Source organism: Candidatus Pantoea rara (assembly GCF_051136265.1).
In the GTDB taxonomy this organism is placed as follows: Bacteria; Pseudomonadota; Gammaproteobacteria; order Enterobacterales; family Enterobacteriaceae; genus Pantoea; species Pantoea rara.
This window is the reverse complement of the sequence record NZ_CP194942.1, coordinates 2,643,278-2,664,365: the sequence shown is the minus strand read 5'-3', so window position 1 is coordinate 2,664,365 and position 21,088 is coordinate 2,643,278. Positions and strand designations below refer to the sequence as shown.

General features: G+C 55.1%; 16 protein-coding genes. 15 read left to right on the top strand and 1 reads right to left on the bottom strand.

Going from position 1 to position 21,088, the window contains the following annotated elements; genetic code table 11:
• The first annotated feature begins 24 nt into the window (after window positions 1–24).
• The 11 genes from aroA to ACR8BF_RS12640 all read left to right on the top strand — a co-directional run bounded on the left by aroA (window position 25) and on the right by ACR8BF_RS12640 (window position 12,866).
• Window positions 25–1,311: a 3-phosphoshikimate 1-carboxyvinyltransferase gene (gene aroA, locus ACR8BF_RS12690; RefSeq protein ID WP_434745067.1), complete on the top strand. Its 1,287-nt coding sequence runs from the start codon at window positions 25–27 to the stop codon at window positions 1,309–1,311.
• Between the two features lie 200 nt (window positions 1,312–1,511).
• On the top strand, window positions 1,512–2,198 hold the full coding sequence (gene cmk, locus ACR8BF_RS12685; RefSeq protein WP_179896219.1) for a (d)CMP kinase: 687 nt from the start codon (window positions 1,512–1,514) through the stop codon (window positions 2,196–2,198).
• Between the two features lie 108 nt (window positions 2,199–2,306).
• Window positions 2,307–3,980: a 30S ribosomal protein S1 gene (rpsA, locus tag ACR8BF_RS12680; protein WP_179896218.1), complete on the top strand. Its 1,674-nt coding sequence runs from the start codon at window positions 2,307–2,309 to the stop codon at window positions 3,978–3,980.
• 82 nt (window positions 3,981–4,062) lie between these two features.
• On the top strand, window positions 4,063–4,347 hold the full coding sequence (ihfB, locus tag ACR8BF_RS12675; protein ID WP_003849360.1) for an integration host factor subunit beta: 285 nt from the start codon (window positions 4,063–4,065) through the stop codon (window positions 4,345–4,347).
• Between the two features lie 204 nt (window positions 4,348–4,551).
• Window positions 4,552–6,807 (top strand): DNA internalization-related competence protein ComEC/Rec2, encoded by a 2,256-nt coding sequence (locus ACR8BF_RS12670; RefSeq protein WP_434745066.1) that lies wholly within the window; start codon window positions 4,552–4,554, stop codon window positions 6,805–6,807.
• Between the two features lie 34 nt (window positions 6,808–6,841).
• A complete protein-coding gene (gene msbA, locus ACR8BF_RS12665; RefSeq protein WP_179896216.1) occupies window positions 6,842–8,590 on the top strand; it encodes a lipid A ABC transporter ATP-binding protein/permease MsbA in 1,749 nt (582 codons plus the stop codon).
• Window positions 8,587–9,573, top strand: coding sequence for a tetraacyldisaccharide 4'-kinase (gene lpxK, locus ACR8BF_RS12660; RefSeq protein WP_434745065.1), 987 nt, complete (start codon window positions 8,587–8,589; stop codon window positions 9,571–9,573). Before msbA ends, lpxK begins: the two co-directional genes overlap by 4 nt.
• Window positions 9,574–9,612: 39 nt before the next feature.
• Window positions 9,613–10,827: a winged helix-turn-helix domain-containing protein gene (locus ACR8BF_RS12655; protein ID WP_434745064.1), complete on the top strand. Its 1,215-nt coding sequence runs from the start codon at window positions 9,613–9,615 to the stop codon at window positions 10,825–10,827.
• Between the two features lie 105 nt (window positions 10,828–10,932).
• Window positions 10,933–11,115: a Trm112 family protein gene (locus tag ACR8BF_RS12650; protein WP_003849374.1), complete on the top strand. Its 183-nt coding sequence runs from the start codon at window positions 10,933–10,935 to the stop codon at window positions 11,113–11,115.
• Entirely contained in the window at window positions 11,112–11,861 is a 750-nt protein-coding gene (gene kdsB, locus ACR8BF_RS12645) for a 3-deoxy-manno-octulosonate cytidylyltransferase (protein WP_179896211.1), read from the top strand. The genes ACR8BF_RS12650 and kdsB overlap by 4 nt, the downstream gene beginning before the upstream one ends.
• Before the next feature lie 111 nt (window positions 11,862–11,972).
• On the top strand, window positions 11,973–12,866 hold the full coding sequence (locus ACR8BF_RS12640; protein ID WP_434745063.1) for a phosphotransferase: 894 nt from the start codon (window positions 11,973–11,975) through the stop codon (window positions 12,864–12,866).
• Here ACR8BF_RS12640 and elyC read toward each other — a convergent pair.
• On the bottom strand, window positions 12,846–13,628 hold the full coding sequence (gene elyC / locus ACR8BF_RS12635) for an envelope biogenesis factor ElyC (RefSeq protein WP_434745945.1): 783 nt from the start codon (window positions 13,626–13,628) through the stop codon (window positions 12,846–12,848). The genes ACR8BF_RS12640 and elyC overlap by 21 nt on opposite strands.
• 125 nt (window positions 13,629–13,753) lie before the next feature.
• Between elyC and cmoM the strand changes: the two genes are divergently transcribed.
• Genes cmoM through mukB form a run of 4 tightly spaced genes read left to right on the top strand, consistent with a single transcriptional unit; the run spans window position 13,754 to window position 21,045 of the window.
• Window positions 13,754–14,536 (top strand): tRNA uridine 5-oxyacetic acid(34) methyltransferase CmoM, encoded by a 783-nt coding sequence (gene cmoM, locus ACR8BF_RS12630; RefSeq protein ID WP_179896209.1) that lies wholly within the window; start codon window positions 13,754–13,756, stop codon window positions 14,534–14,536.
• On the top strand, window positions 14,533–15,855 hold the full coding sequence (mukF, locus tag ACR8BF_RS12625; RefSeq protein ID WP_003849384.1) for a chromosome partition protein MukF: 1,323 nt from the start codon (window positions 14,533–14,535) through the stop codon (window positions 15,853–15,855). Before cmoM ends, mukF begins: the two co-directional genes overlap by 4 nt.
• Window positions 15,836–16,561 (top strand): chromosome partition protein MukE, encoded by a 726-nt coding sequence (mukE, locus tag ACR8BF_RS12620; protein ID WP_179896208.1) that lies wholly within the window; start codon window positions 15,836–15,838, stop codon window positions 16,559–16,561. The genes mukF and mukE overlap by 20 nt, the downstream gene beginning before the upstream one ends.
• Window positions 16,558–21,045, top strand: coding sequence for a chromosome partition protein MukB (gene mukB, locus ACR8BF_RS12615; RefSeq protein ID WP_292990613.1), 4,488 nt, complete (start codon window positions 16,558–16,560; stop codon window positions 21,043–21,045). The genes mukE and mukB overlap by 4 nt, the downstream gene beginning before the upstream one ends.
• Window positions 21,046–21,088: the final 43 nt, after the last annotated feature.

Below are 21,088 nucleotides of genomic sequence, written 5' to 3'. Positions count from 1 at the left end.
TATTTTTTGAGGATTTCGTTTCACATGCAGGACTCCCTGACTCTCCAACCGATTGCGCGCGTCGATGGCACCGTAAATCTGCCTGGCTCAAAGAGCGTTTCTAATCGCGCATTGCTGCTGGCTGCTCTGGCTAAAGGCACTACCCGTCTCACTAACCTACTCGACAGCGATGATGTGAAACACATGCTGAATGCGCTGACCGCGCTGGGCGTAAGTTATACGCTTTCCAGCAATCGTACCGTGTGTGAAGTGACGGGAAATGCCGGGCCATTGCACACATCTCAACCGCTGTCACTGTTTTTGGGCAATGCCGGAACCGCAATGCGTCCGCTGGCAGCAGCACTTTGTCTGGGCGAGCACGATATCGAACTGACTGGCGAACCCCGCATGAAAGAGCGTCCAATCGGTCATCTGGTTGACGCGCTTCGTCAGGGTGGAGCAACCATTGAGTACCTGGAAAACGAAAATTACCCACCGCTGCGTTTACGCGGGGGTTTTACTGGCGGTGAAGTCAGTGTGGATGGCAGTGTCTCCAGCCAGTTCCTGACGGCACTGCTGATGACCGCGCCGCTGGCACAGCACAATACCTGCATCACTATCAAAGGTGATTTGGTTTCCAAACCTTATATTGATATCACCCTGAATCTGATGCGGTGCTTTGGCGTCGAAGTTGAAAATCAGAACTATCAGCGCTTCCTGATCAAGGGACAACAACAGTATCAGTCACCAAGCGACTACCTGGTTGAAGGGGATGCTTCTTCCGCTTCTTATTTCCTGGCTGCTGCTGCCATTAAAGGTGGAACGGTTCGGGTCACCGGTATCGGACGTCAGAGCGTGCAGGGTGACATCCGTTTCGCTGACGTGCTGGAAAAGATGGGCGCGTCGATTGAGTGGGGCGATGATTATATTGCCTGCACGGCCGGAAAACTGCAGGCCATCGATATGGATATGAACCATATTCCGGATGCCGCAATGACCATCGCAACCACCGCCTTGTTTGCTGAAGGCACTACCCAGTTACGCAATATTTATAACTGGCGGGTAAAAGAGACCGATCGTCTGAGCGCAATGGCTACAGAACTGCGTAAAGTGGGTGCGGAAGTCGAAGAAGGTCATGACTACATTCGTATTACACCGCCAGCGACGCTGATTCATGCAGACATCGGTACCTACAATGACCATCGCATGGCGATGTGTTTTTCGTTAGTTGCCCTGTCCGATACACCAGTGACCATTCTTGATCCCGGCTGTACGGCAAAAACCTTCCCGGACTATTTCGTTCAACTGGCTAAAATCAGCCAGAGTGCGTGATATCGCCCTTTCCGGTGCAATTCTGCACCGGATCTCCCCCTGATTTAATCTGGCTGTAACAGCCCAGAGATCCTCTGAATTAACTGATATTACGAAACCGGTTAGTGCGAAAGGGTAACCAAGCCGCGCTATGCAGCGTATAATGCTAGTCATTAATGGTGACCGAAAGGTCAGGAAGCACGCAGCAACAGGAGGGAATAATGACGGTAACTGCCCCGGTCATAACTATTGATGGGCCAAGTGGAGCGGGAAAAGGAACCCTGTGCAAAGCGATGGCAGAATCGCTGCAGTGGCATCTGCTGGACTCCGGTGCTATTTATCGCGTGCTGGCGTTAGCCGCGTTGCATCATCAGGTCGACATTGAATCTGAAGAGGCACTGGTGCCGATTGCTGCACACCTCGATGTGCGCTTTGTGTCACAAAACGGTGAAATGCAGGTCATACTTGAAGGTGAAGATGTCACTGGTGAAATCCGTACTCAGGAGGTCAGCAACACCGCATCACGTGTTGCCGCATTTCCCCGTGTACGTGAAGCGCTATTGCGCCGCCAGCGCGGTTTCCGCGAGATGCCGGGTCTGATTGCTGATGGACGTGATATGGGCACCGTAGTTTTTCCGGATGCACCTGTGAAAATTTTCCTTGATGCCAGTCCTGAAGAGCGTGCCCAGCGCCGTATGCTACAGTTGCAGGACAGTGGCTTTAATGTTAACTTTGACCGCCTTTTAGCCGAGATAAAAGAACGCGACGACCGCGATCGTAACCGCGCAATCGCACCTTTAGTAGCCGCTGGCGATGCATTGGTTCTGGACTCTACTGAGATGTCTATCGATCAAGTCATTGAAAAAGCGCTACACTATGCCCGCGAGAAGCTGGGCATTCCGGCTTAACTGAATTTATCACCCTGTACCATGGATCAGGTGCCGGGCATGTGAAACAACCCCATCCGACATGAAGTCAGATGGACGTTAAATTGAAGAATCCTGAAGATTATCAATATGACTGAATCTTTTGCTCAACTATTTGAAGAATCCTTAAAAACAATCGAAACCCGCCCGGGTTCTATCGTTCGTGGCATCGTCGTTTCTATCGACAAAGATGTCGTTCTGGTTGATGCGGGTCTGAAATCTGAATCTGCAATCCCTGCAGAGCAGTTCAAGAACGCAGCCGGCGAACTGGAAATCCAGGTAGGCGACGAAGTTGATGTTGCTCTGGATGCAGTGGAAGACGGCTTCGGTGAAACCCTGCTGTCACGTGAGAAAGCTAAGCGCCATGAAGCATGGATCACGCTGGAGAAAGCTTACGAAGACGCTGAAACTGTTACCGGTGTTATCAACGGCAAAGTTAAAGGCGGCTTCACAGTTGAGCTGAACGGTATCCGTGCGTTCCTGCCAGGTTCACTGGTAGATGTGCGTCCGGTGCGCGATACGCTGCACCTGGAAGGCAAAGAGCTTGAATTCAAAGTGATCAAGCTGGATCAGAAACGCAATAACGTCGTGGTTTCACGTCGTGCGGTTATCGAATCCGAAAACAGCGCAGAGCGCGATCAGCTGCTGGAAAACCTGCAGGAAGGCATGGAAGTTAAAGGTATCGTTAAGAACCTTACTGACTACGGTGCATTCGTTGATCTGGGCGGCGTTGATGGCCTGCTGCACATCACTGACATGGCGTGGAAGCGTGTTAAGCATCCAAGCGAAATCGTCAATGTGGGCGATGAAATCAACGTTAAAGTGCTGAAGTTCGACCGCGAGCGTACCCGTGTTTCTCTGGGTCTGAAGCAGCTGGGCGAAGATCCATGGGTTGCTATCGCTAAGCGCTATCCGGAAGGCACTCGCCTGACCGGTCGTGTTACCAACCTGACTGATTACGGCTGCTTCGTGGAAATCGAAGAAGGCGTTGAAGGTCTGGTACACGTGTCTGAAATGGACTGGACTAACAAAAACATCCACCCGTCTAAAGTTGTTAACGTAGGCGATGTGGTTGAAGTTATGGTTCTGGACATTGACGAAGAGCGTCGTCGTATCTCCCTGGGTCTGAAGCAGTGTAAATCTAACCCATGGCAGCTGTTCGCTGAGACGCACAACAAAGGCGATCGTGTTGAAGGTAAAATTAAGTCAATCACTGACTTCGGTATCTTCATCGGCCTGGACGGCGGCATCGACGGTCTGGTTCACCTGTCTGACATCTCCTGGAACGCGACTGGCGAAGAAGCCGTTCGTGAGTACAAAAAAGGCGACGAAATCGCTGCCGTTGTACTGCAGGTTGATGCAGAGCGCGAGCGTATCTCTCTGGGCGTTAAACAGCTGGCAGAAGATCCGTTCAACAACTACATCACTTTGAATAAGAAAGGTGCCATCGTCACCGGTAAAGTGACTGCAGTTGATGCTAAAGGTGCTACAGTTGAATTAGCAGACGGCGTTGAGGGTTACCTGCGCGCTTCTGAAGCTTCACTGGACCGCATTGAAGATGCAACTCTGGTTCTGAACGTTGGCGACGACGTTGAAGCTAAGTTCACCGGCGTTGATCGTAAAAACCGTGTCGTAAGCCTGTCTGTTCGTGCGAAAGACCAGGCTGATGAGAAAGAAGCTATCAATACTGTTAATACCAAACAGGAAGAAGGCAATTTCTCTAGCGCTATGGCTGAAGCGTTCAAAGCGGCTAAAGGCGAGTAATCGACCTGAAGCACCGGGTGGGCAACCACCCGGTTTCGGTAAAAGCTGTCATACATTCCTATAGGGATAAACCGGAGGTTACATGACCAAGTCAGAACTGATCGAAAGACTGGCGGGACAGCATACTCATATACCGGCGAAAGTCGTTGAGGATGCAGTAAAAGAGATGCTGGAGCACATGGCCACTACGCTGGCACAGGGCGAACGCATCGAAATCCGGGGATTCGGCAGCTTTTCTTTGCATTATCGCGCTCCGCGTACTGGACGTAACCCTAAAACGGGTGACAAAGTGGATCTGGAAGGTAAATACGTTCCCCACTTTAAGCCAGGCAAAGAGCTTCGTGATCGCGCAAATATCTACGGCTGAGCCGATACCGAACCAGATAAACGACATCTCCGGATGTCGTTTTTTTTTGCCTGCTATTCAGGTTGAGATCGGATATCCAGATTGCAGTGATCAACACTGCAATGCCGCGCTCTCATTGTGAGACTGCTCCAGCTTCGCTCATCGTCCGCTGTTACTTTCTTCCCAATTACCCAGAATAATCGAACTATATCAATGGATACGATTATGCTGACATGGACTGTACTGGCGCGACTGGCGATCGTTGCAACATTACCGCTACTGCTAATGGCGCGGCTGCCATCAGGAGAGGCGATTTTGCTCCTGGTCTTCGTGGGTCTGGCTCTGCTGCATTGCGCTTATCCGCCTCTTCGTCTGACTGGTATCACTCTGCTGTTTCTGGCATGGGCTTGTAACGACGCGCGTCTGATGGTGCGGGATATCGAACAGCTCTCCGCACAGCCCGCCACCTTTACTCTTCAGATTGATGAACTGCGAAAAGAGCAGAAGCAAATCCGGGTTCGTCTGCTGGAAGAGCGGGGCCGAATGATATTTCCGCCTCGCTTTGCCTGGATCTGGTTCGACACTGACCCGGATATTTACTGCCCAGGACAGCGCTGGACCATGCAGCTTCGTCTGCGGCCCGTACATGCCCGCCTTAATGAGGGCGACTTCGATGCGCAGCGTTTTGCACTGGCTACTAACACGCCGCTTCAGGGCAGAATCCTTAAACAGAATGCCGTCAGCGATCGCTGCGATGGCCGCTGGCGATTTATTTTATGGCACCGCGACAGAACCCGTGAAATGCCTTCTCGTGCCACACTGGAGGCACTGGCTTTTGGCATCAGGGATGAGATGAGCCAGCAGACACGTCAGTTACTGCGGGATACCGGCACCGCACATCTTATGGCGATATCGGGGATGCATATCGCCCTGGCCGCCAGCACCGGCTGGATGATGGCGCGAGGAGTACAATTTATCCTGCCAGCCCGCTATATCGGCTATCTTTTTCCCCTCATCGTAAGCTGGCTGTTTGCTGCAGTTTATACCTGGCTCTCCGGGGCCCAGCCTCCCGCAGCCCGTTCACTGCTGGCCCTGACGCTATGGGCAATAACCCGGTTTGCGGGTGTTCAGTTAAATAGCTGGCAGGTCTGGACGTTCTGTATTGCGTTGCTGTTGGTGACGGATCCGCTGACTGTGCTCTCTGACAGTTTCTGGCTCTCGGTTCTGGCTGTCGGGATGCTACTGGTCTGGTACCACTGGTTTCCGCTGCCTGCACGGTTCCGTCAACAACGGCGCTGGATTCCGATACAACTACTGCATTTGCAGGCGGGCATGATGATTTTGATGGTGCCGATGCAGGTGGCGATATTCAATGGGATCAGCCTGACCGCGCTGGTGGCCAATATTGTTGCTATCCCGATCGTCTCGTTTATCACTATGCCGTTAGTGACACTCGCCATGCTGCTACCAGTGGCCCATATATCCGGCTTCTTCTGGGGCGCGGCCGATCTCACGTTACGTACTCTGTTTCACTGTCTGAGGTTATTGCCGCCGGGCTGGTGGCCATTGAGTGGCACAACCTGGTTTACGGTAATTGTATGGGGCGGTCTGATTCTCTGGCGTGCGCAGCTCTTTTTCTCTCTGCCATTAAGCAGCTGCGCGCTGGCGCTGGCGATGATACTGAGCCGCCAGCCAGAACAGGACCAGGGCTGGCGCATTGATATGCTGGATATCGGGCATGGACTGAGCCTGGTGATCAGTCAGGACAATGAGGCAGTGATGTATGACACAGGACCGCGCTGGCAGAACGACAATGCGGGTAGTCGGGTGATCATTCCATGGCTGGAGCGCAGGCACCTGCGGCTAAAACAGGTCATCCTCAGTCATAAACATCTTGATCATACTGGCGGGCTGGAGGCGGTCACGCAACGCTGGCCAGCGGCTGAAATCAGAAGCGCGCAGGCAGATAAGGCGCATTTACCCTGTGTCCGTGGCACGCAGTGGCGCTGGCGGCGGCTCCACTTTCGGGTTGTCTGGCCGCTGACGGCACCTTTACCGGGGGGTAATAATGACTCCTGTGTGGTGATTGTTGATGATGGACAGGTCCGGCTGATGTTAACCGGTGATATTGAGGCAAAAGCGGAGCGCCAACTGGTAGCACTCGAGAAGCAGGGCCTGAAGGTCGATATTCTGCAGGTACCGCACCACGGCAGCCGGACTTCATCGACCTCCCTGCTGCTGCGAAAAACAGAAGGGCACACCGCCATCGCCTCTCTGGCACGCTACAATGCCTGGCGAATGCCCGCGAAAAATGTGCTGGAAAACTATCGAACAGCCGGATTTCAGTGGCTGGATACGGGCCAGTCAGGACAAATCAGTATCAGAATAGAGCAGGGTAAAGTACAGATTTCTACCCTGCGGGAACAATTAATGCCCCGTTGGTACCATCAGTGGTTTGGCGTCAAAGGCGAATCCAGGTAGAATGGCCGGCTATTTCCAACAGCGTGAATAAATAATGCATCAAGATAAAGATCTCTCTACGTGGCAGACGTTTCGCCGACTCTGGCCGATGATCGCGCCTAATAAAGCGGGATTAATTGCGGCCTCAGTTGCCCTGATTATTAATGCTGCGGGCGACGCCTTAATGCTCTCACTGTTGAAACCGTTACTGGATGATGGTTTTGGTAAAGCTGACAGATCGGTGATGCTGTGGCTGCCGTTAGTGGTTATTGGCCTGATGCTGGTACGCGGCGTCACCAGTTATATCTCCAGCTACTGCATCTCGTGGGTCTCTGGCAACGTCGTAATGAATATCCGCCGTCGTCTGTTCAGCCATATGATGGGTATGCCGGTTTCGTTTTTCGATCAGCAGTCAACCGGCACCCTGTTGTCACGCATTACTTACGATTCTGAGCAGGTCGCCTCTTCTTCTTCGGGCGCGCTGGTCACCGTAGTACGTGAAGGGGCTTCCATTATTGGCCTGTTTATCATGATGTTCTACTACAGCTGGCAGCTGTCGCTGATACTGATTGTACTGGCTCCTATCGTCTCATTTGCGATTCGCACCGTCTCCAAGCGTTTCCGCACCATCAGCAAAAGTATGCAGAACACTATGGGGCAGGTGACAACCAGCGCCGAGCAGATGCTGAAAGGGCACAAAGAAGTGCTGATTTTTGGTGGACAGGACATTGAATCAGAGCGCTTTTCCCGCGTCAGTAATCGGATGCGTCAGCAGGGAATGAAACTGGTTTCTGCGTCTTCCATTTCCGATCCCATTATTCAGCTGATCGCGTCGCTGGCCCTGGCTTTTGTGCTCTATGCCGCCAGCTTCCCCAGCGTCATGGATACCCTGACAGCCGGTACCATCACCGTCGTCTTCTCCTCAATGATTGCCCTGATGCGCCCGCTTAAGTCTCTGACTAACGTCAATGCCCAGTTCCAGCGTGGCATGGCAGCCTGTCAGACACTGTTCTCTATTCTGGATAGTGAGCAGGAAGTGGATAACGGTACACGCGAAATCACCCGTGCTAAAGGGGACATTCAATTCCGTGATGTGACCTTTACCTACCCCGGTCGTGAAATTCCCGCACTGCGTAATATCAATCTGTCACTGCCCGCAGGAAAAACGGTGGCGCTGGTGGGCCGTTCCGGTTCAGGTAAGTCTACGATGGCAAGCCTGCTGACCCGCTTTTATGACATCCAGCAGGGCGAAATCCTGCTGGACGGTCATGATCTGCGTGAATACAGCCTGCGCTCGCTGCGTAATCAGGTGGCGCTGGTCTCACAGAATGTGCATCTTTTCAACGACACCATTGCCAATAACATCGCTTATGCTCGCAGTGAGCAATATAGCCGTGCAGAGATCGAGCAGGCGGCCACCATGGCGCATGCCATGGACTTTATCAATAAAATGGATAAAGGCCTGGATACGGTAATTGGCGAGAATGGCGTGCTGTTATCTGGCGGCCAGCGTCAGCGTATCGCCATTGCCCGTGCGTTATTGCGCGATTGCCCGATTCTGATCCTCGATGAAGCGACCTCTGCGCTGGATACTGAGTCAGAACGCGCCATTCAGTCAGCACTGGATGAGTTGCAGAAGAACCGTACCTCTCTGGTGATTGCGCACCGCCTTTCTACCATTGAGAAAGCGGATGAGATCGTCGTGATTGAAGATGGTCAGATTGTTGAACGTGGTACGCACCAGGTGTTGTTAGCAGAACGCGGCGCCTATGCACAGCTGCACAAGATGCAATTCGGCCAATGATTGAACGTATCTGGAGTGGTCGCTCACTGTTATGGCTACTGCTGTGGCCTTTCAGCCTGCTGTATGGTGCGATCACGGCCCTGATACGTTTCAGTTACAGGCGCGGCTGGCATAAAAGCTGGCGTGCGCCTCTGCCGGTCGTGGTGGTCGGTAACCTGACTGCCGGTGGCAATGGAAAGACGCCGGTTGTCATCTGGCTGGTTGAGGCGTTGCAGCAGCGCGGCCTGCGCGCTGGCGTTGTCTCCAGAGGGTATGGCGGCAAGGCCGACCATTATCCCTTACTGGTTACGGCGCAGACCAGCACGGAACAGGCTGGTGATGAGCCGGTTCTGATCGCCCAGCGGACCGGTGCTCCGGTTGCGGTCGCGCCTGAACGGCGACGGGCGATTGAGGCGTTACTGCAACAGGGTACGCTGGATGTGATCATCACTGATGATGGCCTGCAACATTACGCCCTGCAGCGCGATCGCGAGATCGTGGTGGTTGATGGCGTGCGTCGTTTTGGTAATGGCTGGTGGTTGCCTGCAGGTCCGATGCGCGAACGGGCCAGTCGACTGACGCAGGTCGATGCCGTCATCATCAACGGCGGCGAAGCGCAATCCGACGAGATTGCCATGCAGCTTCAGCCTGGGCTGGCCACTCATCTCCTGACCGGGGAAACCTGTTCAGCTGATAAGCTGGGTGCGGTAGTAGCCATGGCCGGTATTGGTCATCCTCCTCGTTTTTTCACCACGCTGAAACAGCAGGGCATTACGCCGGTCGCAGAGATCGCTTTTGCCGATCATCACGCCTACAGCAAGGATGAGCTGACCCGATTAGTTCAGCCGGGGCAGCAATTGCTGATGACCGAAAAAGACGCGGTGAAATGCCGTCATTTTGCTCAGCCTGACTGGTGGTATCTGCCGGTCGATGCCCATTTAACCGGTAAAGCCGTAACGCCATTACTGGCCGATATAGAACAACTCTGCCGCCGCACTCTCTGATACCCGCAGCCATTCAGGTAAAACCTGATAAGGAAGAGGATGAACAGCCTGCATTCACTTTCGTTACAGCAAGCCCGTCACCTTCATCTCGCCGCGCAGGGCCTGCTGCGTGCTCCAGCAAAGCGCGCGGTTTATCAGGATCTGATTAGCAGCATCTCCCGCATGTCGCTGCTGCAAATTGATACCATTCATGTTGTGGCCCGCAGTCCCTATCTGGTGCTGTTCAGTCGCCTGGGAAACTATCCTCAGGCATGGCTGGAACAGGCGCTGGCCCAGGGTGAACTTTTTGAGTACTGGGCGCACGAAGCCTGCTTTATTCCCCGCGCCGATTACAGACTTCTTCGTCATCGCATGCTGTCGCCGGAACGTCTGGGCTGGAAATACAACGCGCAATGGGTTGCTGATCACCAGCAGGCGATTGCCGAATTACTGCAGCAGATTCGGGAAAATGGCCCGGTGCGCGCCGCCGATTTTACGCATGCCGATAACCCTAAATCAGGCTGGTGGGCATGGAAACCGCACAAACGTCATCTGGAAAATCTGTTCAGCGCCGGTGAGCTGATGGTAACAGAACGCCGCAATTTTCAGCGCGTCTATGACCTGCGCAGTCGTGTCATGCCTCACTGGCAGGATGAGGTACATGGCATCAGCGAAGCGGAGGCAATCCGTCAGATGCTGATGAACAGCGCCCGCAGCTTAGGGATTTTCCGCGCGGCCTGGTTGCCGGATTACTATCGTCTGAAGCGGGCACCTGTCAACGATTTTATCGCTGATGCACAGGCTGCGGGTGATCTTGTCGCCGTCGATACAGAGGGGCTGGGTGAGATGTGGCTGCATCGTGACTACCTGCCATTACTGGAGACCCCGCTGCAGGCAACGCACAGTGCACTCCTGTCCCCGTTTGATCCGGTGGTCTGGGATCGCAAACGTGCACTTGAGCTGTTCAACTTTGACTATCGTATCGAGTGCTACACCCCCGAGGAGAAGCGCAAATTTGGCTATTTTGTTTTGCCTATCCTCCATCGCGGTCAGATAAAAGGGCGGCTTGATGCCCGCATGTTGCGTCAGGCAAAACAGCTGGAAATTAAAAAACTCTGGCTGGAAGAGCAGACTCGCGTCACGGCGCGCTTTATCGTGGATGTCCGGCGTGCGATTGAGCGCTTTGCAGCCTGGCAGGGAGCAGAAAGCGTCGCCATCCTTCAGGTACCTGATGCACTCAAAGATCACTGGCCAGCCCTGTGGACGCTGGATTAATCAATTTTGTGGCAGCCGCTGCGGGATGGCGTTTTACTCCATCCCGCATGCGCCGCGCTATGGTATGCTTGAATCCTTAAGCATTCGGTCCCTGATGGAGGACATATGGATCATCGTTTACTCGAAATCGTTGCCTGCCCGGTGTGCAATGGCAAACTTTACTTCAATAATGCGCAGCAGGAGCTAATCTGCAAACCTGATGGCCTGGCCTTCCCTGTTCGTGATGGCATTCCGGTGCTGCTGGAAACGGAAGCCCGCACGCTGTCAGTTGAAGAGATTCATCCATGAGTTTCACTGCCATCATTCCTGCGCGCTATGCGTCAACCCGCTTACCCGGCAAGCCGCTGCTCGATATTCACGGTAAACCGATGGTCGTGCATGTGATGGAGCGCGCCCGTGAGTCGGGTGCCAGTCGGGTTATTGTTGCCACCGATCATCCCGACGTGGCGCAGGCGGTGGAAGCGGCAGGCGGTGAAGTCTGCATGACGCGCGCCGATCACCAGTCCGGCACCGAACGGCTGGCGGAAGTGATCGAAAAATATCAGTTTGCTGATGACGAAATTATCGTCAACGTGCAGGGCGATGAGCCGATGATTCCGGCAGAGATTGTGCGTCAGGTGGCGACCAATCTGGCGGGTTCTGCGGCCGGCATGGCGACGCTGGCGGTGCCAATTACCGATGCGGAAGAAGCATTCAATCCGAATGCGGTCAAAGTCGTCATGGATGTGAATGGCTACGCGCTCTATTTCTCACGGGCCACCATTCCGTGGGATCGTGAACGCTATGCCGCCTCGCGCGAGCAGATCGGTGACACGCTGCTGCGCCACATTGGCATCTACGCCTATCGTGCGGGGTTCATTCGCCGCTATGTTGCCTGGGCGCCTTGCCCTCTGGAACAGATTGAGCTGCTGGAGCAACTGCGCGTTTTATGGTACGGCGAAAAAATTCATGTCGCCGTGGCGAAAACCATCCCCAGTGTGGGTGTGGATACGCCAGACGACTTGCAACGTGTTCGTCTTGCCATGCAGGCCTGACAATTGGGGAGCCCGTCTCCCCGTTTCAGCACAACGTTATTGATCCGCCGCTAAACTTATCTCCAACACTTCCTTCAGGATATTGTGATACTCATCTGAGGAGGATGCCGCATGGAACAGCTTAAATCAGAACTCGCGCTGGCGCTGGGTGAAACCATCAGCCGCCTCGAAATGATCAGTGAACATCCACCCACCCGTCTTTATGCGTTATACGATCGGGAGGGTCTTCCTATGCCGGTGGTGGCCAAATATTTTCGTCATCAGGGCCGGGCGGCAATGGAAGCCAGAAAGCTGGCATTGCTGGGGCAGGCCGGACTGGTCGCCGTGCCAGCGGTCTATGGTCTGGTGTTGAGCCAGCAGCCGCCAGCGCATGAAATGCTCTTACTGGCGCGACTGAATGGCGTGACGGCGGAAGCCCCTGCGCGGGATGCTCAGCGCTGGCAACAGTTTTGCGAACAGGTGGTCGAGGGACTGCTGTCCTGGCATCGGCTCGACAGTCACGGTCTGGTCGGAACGGTAGACAGCACGCAGCAAAACCGCTGGCCCGCCTGGTATACCCAACGGGTTGAGGTGCTGTGGGCGACCCTGAGCTATCTGCGTCCGCCCGCCTTTACGCTGGAAGATCGCCAGATTCTGTTCCGCTGCCGCGCGCGACTGGCGCATTTGTTCCGCGGCTTCGATGATCCCTGTGTGATGGTTCACGGTAACGTGCGGCTGCAGAGCATGCTGAAAAACAGCCGCAATGATCAGTTAATCGCGATGACGCAGCCGGGTACGATTCTCTGGGCACCCCGTGAATATGACCTGATCCATCTGGATGCGTCGCCCGCAGAAACGGCGCTGCTGCACCATTACCTGCAACGGGCGCCGGTTTCAGAGGGTTTTATCTGGCGTCGGTGGGCTTATCAACTGTGGGACTGCATCGAAAATCTGATTCAGACCGGCACGTTTAATCGTGTGCGTTTTGACCATGCACGCGCGCAATTACTTCCCTGGCTCGGCTGAGTCTTCCTCGCCTTTCAGCCGCTGCAATACCGTGCCCAGCGTCTCATATACTGCCCGTTCACTGTGACTCAGCCAGATCGATGAAGGTATCGCCCGTTCCCAGCCATTCAATGGTGAGGTAATCGCCAGCTGATTGGCTGGCGCGGCAATCGGCTCCAACCCAGCCGCGTGGAAAAATCGAATTGCCCGTGGCATATGATTCGCTGAGGTGACCAGCAGCAACGGATGCTCGCCCACCACGGTTTTTACCGCCTGCGCTTCATCCGCCGTGTCACGTGGCTGGTCGAGAATCTGAATATATTCACGCGGCACGCCGAGACTCTCTGCTACCTGTGCCGCCACCCAGGCACTGCTCTTCGGATTGGTACCGCCTGCTGCGCCGGTAAAAATCAACGTCGACTGCGGATTTCGCTGCCACTGACGAACACCTTCTGCCACGCGTGGCAAACTATTATTCAGCAGGTTCGAGCTGGGTGCCCATGCCGGATTAAAGGTGTAGCCTCCGCCCAGCACAACAATGTAGTCCACTTTTTCTGAGCCGTTCCAGGTTGGATAGCGGCTTTCCAGCGGCAAAAGCAGACGATCGGCCAGGGGTTGCAGGCTCAGTAGTAGCAATAACAGCCAGCTGACGGAGATCACGGTTTTGCCGCTTTTCTGCCAGCCAGTAAACCAAACCAGTAAAATGCCAAGCGCCATCAGCAAAAGCAGAAACGGCAGGGGTAAAAGCAGTCCGCCAATGACTTTTTTCAGGGTAAATAACATCAAAAAAGAGTCCTGTTGTCCGAAAAGAGAGCACCCGGAAGGGAAGATGGGGATGAAAGGTTCATTCTTCTGGTGCCTGTGACAAAATAGCATAAGTCTCACCGCAGCATACCGGAGCGCATGCCATGCAGGATCGTAACTTTGACGATCTCGCGGATAAATTTTCGCAAAATATTTACGGCACCACCAAAGGGAAGATACGCCAGGCCATCCTCTGGGATGAGCTGGAGAAGATACTGCCCGGACTACCGTCACATCCGTTGTCAGTGCTGGACGCTGGCGGCGGTGTCGGCCAGATCTCCAGCGGGCTTGCTGCGCAGGGCCATCAGGTTCTGCTGTGCGATCTCTCTGGTGAGATGCTGCGTCGTGCCGGGGAGAATGCGGCGGCGCAGGGTGTGAGCCACAACATGCAATTCAGACAAATCAGCGCTCAGCAGGTGGGCGAACATTTGGATAAGCCGGTGGATCTGGTATTGTTCCACGCGGTGCTTGAGTGGGTCGCTGAACCGGAGAAGGTGCTCAAAGCGCTGTTCGATCTGCTGCGTCCAGGGGGCGTCATGTCGCTGATGTTTTACAATCTGCACGGCCTGACATTGCGCACCTTGACGCTGGGTAACTTCGGCTATCTGCGTACCAACCTGACCAAACGCAAAAAGCGAACGTTGTCGCCTGACTATCCACGCGATCCCGAGCAGGTTTATCGCTGGCTGGAAGAGTGTGGCTTTGTAATTGAGCAGCGTGCCGGGATCCGGGTATTCAGTGACTACATGAAGCCCAGGGACGAGCCTAAGAGCGACGACGAAATTATTGAGATGGAGCGGCGTTACTGCCGTCAGGAACCCTTTTTGAGCTTAGGGCGTTACATCCACGTGACCGCGCGTAAACCCGGGCAGAAGGACGAATTATGAGTGAATTTTCCCAGACGGTACCTGAACTGGTATCCTGGGCGCGCAAAAATGACTTTTCCCTTGCGCTGCCGGTGGAACGTCTGGCTTTTTTGCTGGCAATCGCCACCCTTAACGGTGAGCGGATGGATGGCGAAATGAGCGAAGGCGATCTGATTGATGCTTTCCGTCACGTCAGTAAAGCTTTCGAACAAACCCATGAAACCGTGCTGGTTCGTGCCAACAACGCCATCAACGATATGGTGCGACAGCGGCTGCTTAATCGCTTTACCAGCGAACTCACCGAAGGCAACGCCATCTATCGCCTGACACCGCTGGCGATCGGCATCACCGACTATTACATCCGTCAGCGTGAGTTTTCGACGCTGCGTCTGTCGATGCAGCTGTCGATTGTGGCCAATGAGCTGAAGCGGGCAGCCGATGCCGCGCAGGAAAACGGCGATGAGTTCCACTGGCACCGCAATGTTTTTGCGCCGCTGAAATACTCGGTAGCGGAGATCTTCGACAGTATCGACATGACTCAACGCCTGATGGATGAACAGCAGCAGGCGGTCAAAAACGACATCGCCGAACTGCTGAACAAAGACTGGCGCGCGGCTATCTCCAGCTGTGAAATGCTGCTTTCCGAAACGTCAGGAACGCTGCGTGAACTGCAGGATACGCTTGAAGCTGCAGGCGACAAGCTTCAGGAAAACCTGCTTCGGATTCAGGACGCCACGCTGGACAGCCCGGATCTGGGTTTCGTCGATAAGCTGGTGTTTGATCTGCAAAGCAAACTCGACCGTATTACCAGCTGGGGCCAGCAGGCGATTGACCTGTGGATCGGCTATGACCGCCATGTTCATAAATTTATTCGTACCGCCATCGATATGGATAAGAACCGTGTCTTTGCGCAGCGCCTGCGGGTATCGGTACAGAATTACTTCGACGCGCCCTGGGCGCTGACCTACGCCAACGCCGACCGCCTGTATGACATGCGCGATGAAGCGCTGACGCTGCGAAATGACGAAGTGATGGGCGAACTGCCGCCGGAGATGGAATACGAAGAGATCAACGAAATCCGCGAACAGCTGGCAGCGATGATTGAAGAAGCGCTGCAGGTCTACAAATCGCAACAAAAACCGCTCAACCTCGCGTCAGTGATGCGCGACTACCTGGCCCAGTATCCACGCGCCCGCCATTTCGACCTGGCGCGCATTGTGGTGGATCAGGCGGTGCGTCTTGGCGTGGCGGAAGCTGATTTAGCCGGTTTGCCTGTGGAATGGCAAGCCATCAATGATTACGGAGCCAAGGTGCAGGCACATGTCATCGACAAATATTGAACAAGTGATGCCGGTTAAGCTGGCACAGGCACTGGCCAACCCGATTTTTCCCGCGCTGGACAGCCAGTTACGCGCCGGACGCCATATCGGTATCGAAGAGCTGGATAATCACGCTTTTCTGATGGATTACCAGTCGTTTCTCGAAGAGTTCTACAGCCGCTATAACGTTGAGTTAATTCGTGCGCCGGAAGGCTTTTTCTATCTGCGTCCGCGTTCAACCACGCTGATCCCGCGTTCCGTGCTCTCTGAGCTGGACATGATGGTCGGGAAGATCCTCTGCTATCTCTATCTCAGCCCGGAACGGCTGGCTAATGAAGGGATCTTCACCCAACAGGAGCTGTATGACGAGCTGCTGTCGCTGGCCGACGAGAACCGTCTGCTTAAGCTGGTCAACCAGCGTTCAACTGGCTCAGATCTGGATCGCACCAAACTGCAGGAGAAAGTGCGCGCCTCCCTGAGCCGCCTGCGCCGTCTTGGCATGGTGTGGTTTTACGGCAATGACAGCAGCAAATTCCGCATTACGGAGTCAGTTTTCCGCTTTGGTGCTGACGTGCGCAGCGGTGATGATGCCCGTGAAGCGCAGCTTCGCCTGATTCGTGATGGCGAAGCCATGCTACTGGAAAACGCGACAGCACCGGTCGACACCGATGACGGTGAAGGACAGGAAGGCGACGCGAGTGAGAACGCAGAGGAAGAACAGGCATGATTGAGCGCGGAAAGTTTCGTTCGCTTACGCTGATCAACTGGAACGGCTTTTTTGCCCGTACCTTTGATCTTGATGAATTAGTGACCACGCTGTCAGGCGGTAACGGTGCGGGTAAGTCCACCACCATGGCGGCATTTGTCACCGCGCTGATCCCCGATTTAACGCTGCTGCACTTCCGTAACACCACCGAAGCGGGCGCGACGTCGGGATCACGTGACAAAGGTCTGCACGGTAAACTGCGTGCGGGCGTCTGCTACTCCATGCTGGATGTGGTGAATTCACGCCATCAGCGTGTGGTGGTCGGTGTGCGTCTGCAACAGGTCGCCGGACGCGATAAAAAGGTCGATATCAAGCCTTTCAGTATCCATGGCCTGCCAACTGACACCAACCCGACTGATATGCTGACGGAAGTGCTTAACAGCCGTCAGGCACGCGTCCTGCCGCTTAACGAGGTGAAAGAGCGGGTTGAGGCCCAGGAAGGCGTGCAGTTCCGCGCCTATAACTCGGTTATCGATTATCACGCCATGATGTTTGATCTCGGTGTGGTGCCGCGTCGTCTGCGCTCTGCCAGCGATCGCAGCAAGTTTTATCGCCTGATTGAAGCCTCGCTCTATGGGGGGATCTCCAGTGCTATCACCCGATCGCTGCGTGATTACCTGCTGCCTGAAAACAGTGGCGTGCGCAAAGCGTTCCAGGATATGGAAGCCGCGCTGCGCGAGAACCGCATGACACTGGAGGCGATCCGCGTAACTCAGTCTGACCGCGATCTCTTTAAGCATCTGATCTCAGAGGCGACCAGCTACGTATCGGCTGACTATATGCGTCACGCCAACGAGCGTCGGGGACACCTCGACAGCGCCTTACAGCTACGCAGCGAGCTGTTCAGCAGCCGTAAGCAGCTCGCCACCGAGCAGTATCGTCATGTGGAGATGGCGCGCGAACTGGCTGAGCACAGTGGCGCAGAGAACGATCTTGAAGTGGATTATCAGGCTGCCAGCGACCACCTGAACCTGGTGCAGACGGCGATGCGTCAGCAGGAGAAGATTGAGCGCTACGACGCAGATATAGAAGATCTGACGCTGCGTCTGGAAGAGCAGACCGAAGTGGTCGCCGAAGCACGTGAAATTCAGGAAGAGAATGAAGCGCGTGCCGAAGCGGCTGAGCTGGAAGTCGATGAGCTGAAAAGTCAGCTGGCCGATTTCCAGCAGGCGCTGGACGTGCAGCAAACCCGCGCCATCCAGTATCAGCAGGCCTTGCAGGCGCTGGAACGCGCCCGCACGCTTTGCCAGCTGCCCGATCTGAGTATCGACAATGCCGCTGACTGGCAGGAAAGCTTCCAGGCAAAAGAGGAAGAGGCGACAGAACGCCTGCTGCGTCTTGAACAGAAGCTGAGCGTGGCGGAAGCGGCACACAGTCAGTTCGAACAGGCGCTGGCGCTGGTGACCAGCATTGCCGGTGACGTGACCCGTCAGGATGCCTGGCAAACCGGCCGCGAGTTGCTGCGTGATGCCAGTAATCAGCGGCATCATGCCGAACAGCTCTCCTCGCTGCGTCTGCGTCTCAACGAGCTGGAGCAGCGCCTGCGCGAGCAGCATGAGGCGGAGCGTCTGCTGGCCGATTTCTGCAAGCGTCAGGGGCAGCATTACGAAGCGGATGCGCTGGCGGGCTTGCAGCAGGAGCTTGAAGCACAGATTGAACAGCTGAACAGCAGTGTTTCGGACGCCGGTGAGCAGCGCATGATGATGCGTCAGGAGCTGGAACAGCTGCGTGAACGTATCACCAGCCTGACCGCCCGCGCGCCACACTGGCTGGCGGCGCAGGAGATTCTGACGCAGCTCAGCGAACAGACTGGCCAGGCGCTGAACAGCAGCCAGGACGTTACTGAATATATGCAGCAACTGCTGGAGCGTGAGCGTGAAACCACCGTCGAACGCGACGAAGTGGCCGCACAAAAACGTGATATTGAGCGGCAGATTGAACGTCTCAGCCAGCCAGGCGGTGCGGAAGATGCGCGCCTGACCCAGCTGGCGGAACGTTTTGGCGGCGTATTACTCTCTGAAATTTATGATGATGTGACGCTGGATGATGCGCCGTATTTCTCTGCGCTTTACGGTCCATCGCGCCATGCCATTGTGGTGCCGGATCTTTCGCGCGTTCGTGAATTGCTGGATGGCCTGGAAGATTGTCCGGAAGATCTCTACCTGATCGAGGGTGATCCGCAGTCGTTCGATGACAGCGTCTTTGCCGTGGATGAGCTGCAGAATGCGGTGGTAGTGAAGGTGGCTGAGCGTCAGTGGCGCTACTCCCGCTTCCCGAAAATCCCGCTGTTTGGTCGTGCGGCACGTGAGAATCAGCTGGAGCAACTGCACCTTGAGCGTGACAGGCTGGCCGAACGTTATGCCACACTGTCGTTCGACGTGCAGAAAACTCAGCGTCTGCATCAGTCATTCAGCCGTTTTATCGGCACTCATCTTGCCGTGGCCTTTGACGCCGACCCGGAAGCGCAGATCCGTCAGCTGGGCGCGCGCCGGGGTGAACTGGAGCGGGCACTCAATCAGCACGAAAGCAATAACCAGCAGCAACGTCAGCAGTATGAGCTGGCGAAAGAGGGCGTATCACAGCTAAACCGACTGCTGCCACGCGTTAACCTGCTGCTGGACGATACGCTGGGCGATCGCTGCGAAGAGATCCGTGAGCAGGTTGATGCAGCACAGGAGGCGGCGCGCTTCCTGCATCAGCATGGCGCTAAGCTGGCGAAACTGGAACCGATCATCGCAGTATTGCAGAGCGATCCGGAACAGCACGAGCAGTTACAGGCCGATTATCAGCAGGCGCAGCAGCAGCAGCGCAACGCGCGTCAACAGGCCTTTGCGCTGACAGAAGTGGTACAGCGTCGCGCCCACTTCAGCTATGAAGACTCGGCCAGCATGCTCAACGGCAATAACGATCTGAGCGATAAGCTGCGTCAGCGTCTGGAGCAGGCTGAAGGTGAACGTAGCCGCAGTCGGGATCGCCTGCGTGAACATCAGGCACAGCTCACGCAATATTCGCAGGTGCTGGCTTCACTGAAAAGCGCCTGGGACGCTAAGCGTGACATGCTGAAAGAGCTGCAGCAGGAGATGCAGGACATTGGCGTCCAGGCTGACAGCAACGCAGAAGCCCGTGCGCGCGTTCGCCGTGACGAGCTTTACACCGCATTGAGCCACAACCGCGCCCGCCGCAATCAGCTGGAAAAACAGCTCACCTTCTGCGAAGCGGAGATGGATAACCTGCAAAAGCGCCTGCGTCAGCTGGAGCGTAACTATCATCAGGTGCGTGAGCAGGTGGTCAGCGCCAAAGCGGGCTGGTGTACCGTCCTGCGCCTGGTGAAAGAGAATGGCGTCGAGCGTCGTCTGCATCGTCGTGAACTGGCCTATCTGAGCGGCGACGAACTGCGTTCTATGTCGGATAAAGCGCTGGGTGCGCTGCGTCTGGCGGTGGCGGACAATGAACATCTGCGCGACGTGCTGCGGTTGTCGGAAGATCCAAAACGTCCGGAACGTAAAATTCAGTTCTTTATTGCGGTCTATCAGCATCTTCGCGAGCGTATTCGTCAGGATATTATTCGTACTGACGATCCGGTCGAAGCGATAGAGCAGATGGAAATCGAACTGAATCGTCTGACAGAAGAGCTGACGGCGCGTGAGCAGATGCTGGCGATCAGTTCCCGCAGTGCAGCGAACATTATCCGTAAAACTATTCAGCGTGAACAGAACCGCATCCGCCAGCTCAACCAGGGTCTGCAGACCGTTAGCTTTGGTCAGGTGCGCAGCGTGCGGCTCAACGTCAACGTGCGTGAAACCCATGCTATGCTGCTGGATACGCTGTCGGAAGAGCATGAGCAGCATCAGGATCTGTTTAACAGCAATCGCCTGACCTTCTCGGAGGCGCTGGCGAAACTTTATCAGCGTCTTAATCCGCACATCGATATGGGTCAGCGTACGCCGCAGACTATCGGCGAGGAGCTGCTGGACTACCGCAACTATCTGGAGATGGAAGTGGAAGTTAACCGGGGTTCCGATGGCTGGCTGCGTGCAGAGAGTGGCGCACTGTCAACCGGTGAAGCGATCGGTACCGGTATGTCCATTCTGGTGATGGTGGTGCAGAGCTGGGAAGAGGAATCCCGTCGTCTGCGTGGCAAAGATATTTCGCCATGCCGACTGCTGTTCCTTGATGAAGCGGCCCGTCTGGATGCCCGCTCCATCGCCACCCTGTTTGAACTGTGCGAGCGACTGGAGATGCAGCTGGTGATTGCCGCACCGGAGAACATCAGTCCGGAAAAAGGCACGACCTACAAACTGGTGCGTAAGGTGTTCAATAACACTGAGCATGTGCATGTGGTTGGCCTGCGTGGTTTTGCTGCCGATCCTTCGCCGGTGAGAGCAGGAAGCGAAGCGGATGCGCTACCCGATTTAACCGCTGAAAAATCGCAGGCGGAAACGTAGTCAAAAACTGAACCATTCGTTAATCTGATAACGGCATTTGTCG

Coding starts and splice junctions, on each gene's coding strand:
- ACR8BF_RS12670 (WP_434745066.1), top strand. CDS start 4,552: ATGCTGACATGGACTGTACTGGCGCGACTGGCGATCGTTGCAACATTA.
- mukB (WP_292990613.1), top strand. CDS start 16,558: ATGATTGAGCGCGGAAAGTTTCGTTCGCTTACGCTGATCAACTGGAAC.
- lpxK (WP_434745065.1), top strand. CDS start 8,587: ATGATTGAACGTATCTGGAGTGGTCGCTCACTGTTATGGCTACTGCTG.
- kdsB (WP_179896211.1), top strand. CDS start 11,112: ATGAGTTTCACTGCCATCATTCCTGCGCGCTATGCGTCAACCCGCTTA.
- msbA (WP_179896216.1), top strand. CDS start 6,842: ATGCATCAAGATAAAGATCTCTCTACGTGGCAGACGTTTCGCCGACTC.
- aroA (WP_434745067.1), top strand. CDS start 25: ATGCAGGACTCCCTGACTCTCCAACCGATTGCGCGCGTCGATGGCACC.
- mukF (WP_003849384.1), top strand. CDS start 14,533: ATGAGTGAATTTTCCCAGACGGTACCTGAACTGGTATCCTGGGCGCGC.
- mukE (WP_179896208.1), top strand. CDS start 15,836: ATGTCATCGACAAATATTGAACAAGTGATGCCGGTTAAGCTGGCACAG.
- rpsA (WP_179896218.1), top strand. CDS start 2,307: ATGACTGAATCTTTTGCTCAACTATTTGAAGAATCCTTAAAAACAATC.
- cmk (WP_179896219.1), top strand. CDS start 1,512: ATGACGGTAACTGCCCCGGTCATAACTATTGATGGGCCAAGTGGAGCG.
- ACR8BF_RS12650 (WP_003849374.1), top strand. CDS start 10,933: ATGGATCATCGTTTACTCGAAATCGTTGCCTGCCCGGTGTGCAATGGC.
- ACR8BF_RS12655 (WP_434745064.1), top strand. CDS start 9,613: ATGAACAGCCTGCATTCACTTTCGTTACAGCAAGCCCGTCACCTTCAT.
- ihfB (WP_003849360.1), top strand. CDS start 4,063: ATGACCAAGTCAGAACTGATCGAAAGACTGGCGGGACAGCATACTCAT.
- cmoM (WP_179896209.1), top strand. CDS start 13,754: ATGCAGGATCGTAACTTTGACGATCTCGCGGATAAATTTTCGCAAAAT.
- elyC (WP_434745945.1), bottom strand. CDS start 13,628: ATGTTATTTACCCTGAAAAAAGTCATTGGCGGACTGCTTTTACCCCTG.
- ACR8BF_RS12640 (WP_434745063.1), top strand. CDS start 11,973: ATGGAACAGCTTAAATCAGAACTCGCGCTGGCGCTGGGTGAAACCATC.